This window comes from Brevundimonas aurantiaca (genome assembly GCF_014199955.1).
Classification (GTDB): domain Bacteria; phylum Pseudomonadota; class Alphaproteobacteria; order Caulobacterales; family Caulobacteraceae; genus Brevundimonas; species Brevundimonas aurantiaca.
In genome coordinates this window covers 675,305-682,315 of record NZ_JACHOQ010000002.1, presented here as the reverse complement: position 1 = coordinate 682,315, position 7,011 = coordinate 675,305, and the positions used below count along the sequence as shown (strand labels likewise).

Sequence of the window (7,011 nt, the reverse complement as noted above, 5' to 3'; positions counted from 1 at the left end):
CACTCACAGCTGGGATGGCTGACGCCGCAGGCTTACGCAGAGGCGCTCACCGGACAGATCGGCCGGTCCGCTGCGCTGGTTGGAGGCTACGCTGACCGGCCTCTTGCCAACCCCACCAACCCCAGTTCAGATCACCAAAGGACTCTCGTTATGGCTGGATGAGAAACGGGGGTCACGTCATGAGGTAGCCGTTCAGGTTCATGATGGTGAACAGCGCGCTGACCGGCGTCCGGCCGTTCATCAGCAGGATGAGGTGGCACAGGACTGTGAGAAGTTGGATGGCTCCGGCCCATACGGGCCAAGCGCGGTTTGATCTCAAAGCGAGAACGGCAAACACGGCCAGCAGGATCAGGTCGATGAAGAAGACGCCCTGGGGAGCCTGATCGGCGCGGGGCGATTCCTGTTGGACGACAAGCGAAGCAAACCACGCCATCAGGTATGCGCTGGCGCCCGCCTTTTCAGTATTTCCGCCCTTAAGCAGCGCAAAAAGCGCCATCGTGACCATGAAGACGGCGCCTATGACGGCGTACATCATGTTTACCATAATTGTCGCCCCCAAGCGTTTTACGCGAAGGGGGCGACTGTAGGCGATGTTAGGTTAAGTGATAATGAGGCCTAACCTTAACTTAATTTCATGCAACCGAGCGGAGATGATTGCGCGTGTCCTTCGGGTCAAGCCAGTCGTCGGGCTTGCCGATCGGGCCGGCGGCGTAGGTTCCGAAGCCGAGGCGGCGATGGTCCTTCTGCAACTCGCCGTGGCACGCCACGATGGACTCCCGCGCGGCGGCGAGGGCGGCGATGGTTTCCATGGCCTTGGCTTGCGAGGCCGTGGCGGCGACCGGCGACAGCGAGAGGTCGGCGCGCGCGCTGATGAAGGATTGAACCAGCGTCGTCGCTTGAGCGATGGCGGCGTCGATAGCGTGTTCCGTGGCGTGCAGATCAGCAGCCACGCCGGCGATGACTTCAGTACGGTCCATTGGGAAGCCCCTCAAACAAGGTTTACAATGGATGAATCCTAACACGGCTTAACCGCTTCTGGTAGAATATTGTTAACCTAATCGATCAATGTTGAGCGGGGAGGCGTTCTGGTGCGCGTGCGTCGTGCGGCCTTCCTCGCCTCAAGCAAAAGTCTTTGAAAAGGCTAGGATTCCTCCAGAAGGAAGTGCGCGGTCAGGGAGGCGATGGGGCGGCTCCGGCTTTCCTGCCACGCCTCAGCCTGGACGTGAGCGATCCGCCGGCCGGCGCGGCTGATCTCGGCCCTGGCGAAGACGTCGACCGGACGGCCGGTCCTGAGATAGGCGACGGTGACGTTGATCGGCCGCGGCAGGCGCGAACTCGGAAACGCCAGGGCGATCTGTGCCATGGCCGTCATTTCCAACAGGGCGGCGGTTGAGCCGCCGTGCAGGGCCGGCAGCATCGGATTGCCGATCAACTGATCTGCAAAGGGCATGACCACCGTGACCTCGTCGCCGTTCATCTGGGTCTGGAGGTTCAGAAAGCGGGCGTAGGGAAGCCGATCCAGAAGCTCGTTCATGCGCCGACGTCTCCTGCGGGCGCCGGCTTGGTGCTGCTGCGCGAGCGGTTCAGCACATAGGCCGACTGAGCCGCCGCAACCGGATCGGCGGGATCGTCCTCGAACGCCCAGCCGCGCACGAAGGCGATCGTGGGGGTTAAACGATAGCAGCTGGCTTGGGCCAAAAGGTCCACGCCCGGCCGGGCCGCGCGCATATAGTCCACCCGCAGGTCCAGGGTGGCGATCGGGTGGAAGGCGTCCATGGCGGTCCAGACGGCCAGGCCGCCGATATGGTCCAAGAGGGTCGTCACCAGCCCCCCGGCCAGCACCCCCGTGTCAGGATCGCCGACCAGGTCGGGCCGCCAGGGAACCCGAATGCGCGGCGCGCCGTCATGAAGCCCGTCGAAGATGAAGCCCAGAGCGCCCGTGTGGGCGGCGCCCGCCGCGAGTTGTGGCAGGATGGCGTCGACGAAACTGTCGTGCATGCGAAAGGGCGTCCGTGGAGTCGGTGACAGTCTTCTGTATGACGGGGCGACCCGACGGCGTCGAGAGCGTTACGCCCCCATGATCCGACCCGAAGATCTGCTGCATCCGACGCCGGCCGGCCTCTATTGCCCGCCCGGCGACTTCTACGTCGATCCGGTGCGCCCCGTGGATCGGGCCGTGATCACCCATGGCCATTCCGATCATGCGCGGGCGGGGCACGGCGCCGTGCTGGCCACGCGCCAGACCCTGGCCATCATGGCCGAGCGCTACGGCGACGCCTTTACGGCGCGGGAGCAGGCGGTCGAATACGCAGAGAGGGCCGCGATCAACGGGGTCGAGCTGCGGCTGTTTCCGGCAGGCCATGTCCTGGGATCCGCCCAGGTCGAGGTGCGCTGGAAGGGTCTGACCATGGTCGTGTCGGGCGATTACAAGCGGCGGCGCGATCCGACCTGTCCGGCGTTCGAACCCGTGCCTTGTCACGTCTTCATCTCTGAGGCGACTTTCGGCCTGCCTGTATTCCGCCATCCGCCGGCGCAGGATGAGATCGGTCGGCTGGTTCGGTCGCTGGCGCAGTTTCCTGACCGAGCCCATCTGGTCGGCGCCTACGCCTTGGGAAAGGCCCAGAGGATCATACGCACGCTGCGTGAGGCGGGCTGGGACCGACCCATCTATGTGCACGGCGCCATGGAGCGGCTGAACGCGCTCTATGAGCGCGAGGGCGTCGATCTGGGGCCGATCCTGCCGACGCGCGATCTCCCAAAGGGGGCGCTGGGAGGCGAGGTGGTGGTCGCGCCGCCGTCGGCCGTGCAGGATCGCTGGTCCCGGCGGTTCGCCGATCCGGTCGTGGCCTTCGCCTCGGGCTGGATGGGAGTAAGGGCGCGCGCCCGGCAGAAGGGGGTGGAGCTGCCCTTGGTCATCTCCGACCATGCCGACTGGGAGGAACTGGTCACGACCTTCGAGGAGCTGAAACCCAACGAGGTCTGGATCACCCATGGCCGGGAGGAGGGGCTTCTGCGCTGGGCCGAACTGAACGGCCAGAAGGCGCGCGCGCTGCGCCTGGTCGGCTATGACGAGGAGGATGAAGAGACGCTGGAGGTCCGGCCGGACTGAGCGATCAGCGCCGCGCCCGGCGAGGGGCCGGCGCCGACGTCTGCGTCTCGTCCTCGCCCTTGTTCTCGACGAGGGCCGCGTTCATCGCCATGCGCAGGCGCTCGGGCTTGATCGGCTTTTCCACCACGGCGGCCATGCCGACGGACAGATAGTGTTTGGCGTCTTCGGGATCGGCGTTGGCCGTCAGGGCGACGATGGGGGTGCGTCCCACCTCGCCGCCCAGGGCGCGGATGGCCTGGGTCGCCTGGACCCCGTCCATGCGCGGCATTTTGATGTCCATCAGGATCAGATCATAGCGACCTTCCTGAACCGCCCGGACCGCCTCCAGCCCGTCCTCCGCCAGTTCGGAACTGCAGCCGAACATTTCGCACAAGGCCTGGGCCACGACGCGGTTGGTGGCGTTGTCATCGACGATCAGCACGTGGGGCGCGGACTTCAGATCGAGTTCTGGCAGGCTCGAGACATTGGAGGCGGGCTCGACGACCGCTGCGGCGCGGCGCGCGGTGATGTCGAAGGCGAAGGTTGCGCCCCGACCCTTGTTGTTCTCGGCCCAGATCCGACCGCCCATACGCTCGATGACCTGGCGGCAGATGGACAGGCCCAGTCCGGCGCCGTCCGGGCCCGAGCCGTGGACGAAGGGTTCGAAGATGGAATCCACACGGTCGGCGTCGACGCCGGGGCCGTCGTCGCGAACCCGGGCCTCCATCCGCACCTGGTCGCCGTCGACCCAGGCCTTCAGCCCGGCCTCGACCACCCCATTGCGCGCGAATTTCAGCGCATTGCCGATCAGATTGTTGAACACCTGCTTCAGGCGGACTCCGTCGATGACGGCGGCCAGCTCCGTGTCGCCTTCGTAGCCGACCAGCAGGGTCACGCCGTCCTGGGAGGCGCGCGGCTCCCATAGGGATTGGACGTCGTCCATCACGGCCCGCAGCGGGGTGGCGACGGGGGTCAACTCCAGCTCTCCCGCCTCGGCCTTGGCCAGGTCGACGGCGTCCTGAAGGATGCGCAGCAGGTTTTCGGACGATTCGACGATGGTCTGCACATGGGCCTGGGCCGTCGTGCTCAAGGGCTGGCGGCGCAGCAGTTCGGCGACGGCCAAGACGCCGTTCATCGGGGTGCGAAGCTCATGGCTCATGATGGCCAGGAACTGGCTCTTGGCGCGAGCGGCGATGAGGGCCTGGGCGCGCGTGTCGTTGAGGGCTGCAGCTTGGTTGGCCAGCTCCGCCTCGTGGCGCCGCTGGCGGTCGGTCGCGCTGCGGAGCAGGGTCGCAGCCGTGCCCACGCCGTGATAGCGGCCGTTCTTGGTGACGATGAAGCCGCGCAGCAGGGCGGCGGGACCGCCCCTCAGCAGGATTTCACTGAAGGCGTCGATTTCAGCGTCGCCTTCCACCACCGCCGGCTCGGGGTCCATGGCGAAGGTGATCGGGCGCAGATCGTAGAGGGCGTGGCCGAAGCGGCCGGCGATCTTCTGTATGAAGGTGGTGCGTTCCACCAGGCCCAGGGGGCGGTCGTTCTCTACGACAGGTATGACCAAAGTGTCCGGTTCGCGCTCGAACCGGGCGAAAACCTCGCAGCCGAGCGTGGACGGACCTACCGGCTCGGGTTGTTCTGAAAGGGTCTCAATCGTCGGCATACTGCCTGGAACTCCTTACTCGCCTCCCATATGCACCAGTAGCGCTTGCCGATTAGTTAAGCCGGATCAGAAAGTTTCGGCCTGTACCCTCGGTGTCATCTCAGGGGCGGGCGCCGGCTGTTTCAGGATTTTGCGCCGGGGGCGGGTCTGGTGTAGAAGGCCCGCCCGACCCCATCTGAGGTCCTCATCCCTTTGTGCATGCGCGCGGCCGACCGGCCGACCGCAGATTCGTCATGAGCGTCATCCTGGAAAAGTCTACGACATCGGCCCTGGTTCTCTTCTCCGGCGGGCAGGACAGCGCCACCTGTCTGGCCTGGGCGCTGGAGCGGTTCGGGCGGGTGGAGACGGTCGGCTTCGACTACGGCCAGCGGCACCTCGTGGAGATGGAGGCGCGCCAGGCGGTGCGTGCGGGGATGAAGACGGCCCTGCCGCAATGGGCCGACCGGCTGGGCGACGATCATGTGGTGGACCTGACCGGCTATGGTCGGATCGCCGAGAGCGCCCTGACCGCCGACCGCAAGATTGAGATGGATGCGCGCGGTTTGCCGACGACCTTTGTCCCTGGGCGCAACCTGATCTTCCTGGTGGCGGCGGCGGCCCTGGCGGATCGGCGCGGGCTGGAGGTGCTGGTCGGCGGCATGTGCGAGACCGACTATTCCGGCTATCCCGACTGTCGCCACGAGACCATGGAGGCCATGGCGCGGGCCCTGTCGCTGGGACTGGACAAGCCGGTGGTGATCGAGACCCCGCTGATGTGGCTGACCAAGGCCCAGACCTGGGAACTGGCCGATCGGATTGGGGGCGAAACCCTGGTCGAGCTGATCATTGAGGACAGCCACACCTGCTATCAGGGCGATCGGACGCATCGCCACGCCTGGGGCTATGGCTGCGGCCAATGCCCCGCGTGCGAGTTGCGGGCGGCGGGGCATGCGGAATGGGTCGCCGGCCGAGGCGCTCAGACGTGACCTATTCGGCCAAGGAAGTCTTTCTGACGGTCCAGGGCGAGGGCGGACAGGCGGGCCGGCCGGCGGTCTTTCTGCGCTTCGCCGGCTGCAATCTGTGGAGCGGGCGCGAACAGGATCGGGCGAGCGCCGTCTGCAGCTTCTGCGATACGGACTTCGTCGGCGTAGACGGGGACGGCGGGGGCAAGTTCGCCACCGCGGACGGGCTGGCCGATCATGTCGCGGCGATGTGGCGGGGGCGCGAGGGCGATCCGAAACTGGTGGTCTGCACCGGGGGAGAGCCCCTGCTGCAGCTGGATGCGCCCCTGGTCGCGGCCCTGCACGCGCGCGGTTTCGAGATCGCCATCGAGTCCAACGGCACTCTGGCGGCGCCCGACGGGATCGACTGGATCTGCGTCAGCCCAAAGGCGGACGCAGACGTGATCCAGATCAAGGGGCAGGAGCTGAAGCTGGTCTATCCGCAGCCCAAGGCCCCGCCCGAGCGGTTCGAACACCTCGCGTTCGAACGGTTCTGGCTCCAGCCCCTGGACGGCCCCGACCAGGCGGAGAACACCGCCGCCGCCATCGAATATTGCCTGACCCATCCCCAGTGGCGCCTGAGCGTCCAGACCCACAAATACATCGGCGTCCGCTAATGCCCGTCTTCGAAATCACCAAACAGGCGACCTTCGACGCCGCCCACCACTTCCCCAACGAACCCGAGGGCAGCATCTATCGTCGCGTCCACGGCCACTCCTTTACGGTCGAGGCGACGATCCGGTCGGAGACCCTGGACGCCGAGCACAACTGGGTCGCGGACCTGGGGGCGCTGGACCGGGCGCTGAAGTCGGCGGCGGAGCAGCTGGACCACGGCATGCTGAACGAGCACGAGGGGCTGGAGCTGCCCAGCCTGGAAAACCTGTGCCTGTGGTTCGCCAAGACCCTGAAGCCGGACTGGCCGGGGCTTTGCCGGGTGCAGGTGGCGCGGCCGACGATCAACGAGCGGTGCGTGCTGTCGCTGTAGTCAGCAGCTTTTGCCCTGCCTCTGCCGCTGTTCGCAGCGGCGTTGTTCGCGTTCGTACTCGCGCTGTTCGCGTTCGCGGCGGGCGCGGGTTTCCTCGTCGGAGGTGGTGACGGCGTCGAAGCCGGCGCCCACGACCGCGCCGCCGGCCTTGGCCGCGCCGCCCACGACGGCGGCGGTCCCGCCGACCACGGCGCCGGCGACGCAGCCCTGGAGCATCAAGGCTCCGCCCATTACGACGGCGGCCTGACAAGCGGCGATGAGACGGCTGCGACGCATCGGTGAGACACCAGAGATTTGGACG

10 protein-coding genes are annotated in these 7,011 nt (G+C 66.6%); 4 read left to right on the top strand and 6 right to left on the bottom strand.

The annotated features are described in order from the left end of the window. Positions 1-172 precede the first annotated feature (172 nt). The 4 genes from GGQ93_RS07485 to GGQ93_RS07470 all read right to left on the bottom strand — a co-directional run bounded on the left by GGQ93_RS07485 (position 173) and on the right by GGQ93_RS07470 (position 1,998). On the bottom strand, positions 173-535 hold the full coding sequence (locus GGQ93_RS07485; protein ID WP_183216052.1) for a hypothetical protein: 363 nt from the start codon (positions 533-535) through the stop codon (positions 173-175). Positions 536-632: 97 nt separating this feature from the next. After that, positions 633-977, bottom strand: coding sequence for a hypothetical protein (locus GGQ93_RS07480; RefSeq protein ID WP_054765200.1), 345 nt, complete (start codon positions 975-977; stop codon positions 633-635). A 164-nt stretch (positions 978-1,141) separates the two neighbouring features. Then, entirely contained in the window at positions 1,142-1,534 is a 393-nt protein-coding gene (locus GGQ93_RS07475) for a PaaI family thioesterase (protein WP_182714950.1), read from the bottom strand. Continuing rightward, positions 1,531-1,998: a PaaI family thioesterase gene (locus tag GGQ93_RS07470; protein WP_183216050.1), complete on the bottom strand. Its 468-nt coding sequence runs from the start codon at positions 1,996-1,998 to the stop codon at positions 1,531-1,533. Before GGQ93_RS07470 ends, GGQ93_RS07475 begins: the two co-directional genes overlap by 4 nt. A 79-nt stretch (positions 1,999-2,077) precedes the next feature. On the opposite strand from GGQ93_RS07470, the gene GGQ93_RS07465 reads away from it, so the two are divergent. Continuing rightward, on the top strand, positions 2,078-3,109 hold the full coding sequence (locus GGQ93_RS07465) for a ligase-associated DNA damage response exonuclease (RefSeq protein WP_054765203.1): 1,032 nt from the start codon (positions 2,078-2,080) through the stop codon (positions 3,107-3,109). A 4-nt stretch (positions 3,110-3,113) separates the two neighbouring features. Here GGQ93_RS07465 and GGQ93_RS07460 read toward each other — a convergent pair whose 3' ends face one another. Beyond that, complete coding sequence (locus GGQ93_RS07460; RefSeq protein ID WP_183216048.1) at positions 3,114-4,745, bottom strand: response regulator; 1,632 nt, start codon at positions 4,743-4,745, stop codon at positions 3,114-3,116. Between the two features lie 233 nt (positions 4,746-4,978). Between GGQ93_RS07460 and queC the strand changes: the two genes are divergently transcribed. The 3 genes from queC to GGQ93_RS07445 are packed head-to-tail and all read left to right on the top strand — an operon-like array spanning position 4,979 to position 6,710. After that, positions 4,979-5,710 (top strand): 7-cyano-7-deazaguanine synthase QueC, encoded by a 732-nt coding sequence (queC, locus tag GGQ93_RS07455; RefSeq protein WP_183216046.1) that lies wholly within the window; start codon positions 4,979-4,981, stop codon positions 5,708-5,710. Further along, on the top strand, positions 5,707-6,342 hold the full coding sequence (gene queE, locus GGQ93_RS07450; RefSeq protein WP_182714948.1) for a 7-carboxy-7-deazaguanine synthase: 636 nt from the start codon (positions 5,707-5,709) through the stop codon (positions 6,340-6,342). Before queC ends, queE begins: the two co-directional genes overlap by 4 nt. Further along, a complete protein-coding gene (locus GGQ93_RS07445; protein ID WP_054765207.1) occupies positions 6,342-6,710 on the top strand; it encodes a 6-pyruvoyl trahydropterin synthase family protein in 369 nt (122 codons plus the stop codon). The genes queE and GGQ93_RS07445 overlap by 1 nt, the downstream gene beginning before the upstream one ends. On the opposite strand, the gene GGQ93_RS07440 is transcribed toward GGQ93_RS07445, so the two are convergent. Beyond that, entirely contained in the window at positions 6,711-6,986 is a 276-nt protein-coding gene (locus tag GGQ93_RS07440; protein WP_182714945.1) for a hypothetical protein, read from the bottom strand. Positions 6,987-7,011 lie beyond the last annotated feature (25 nt).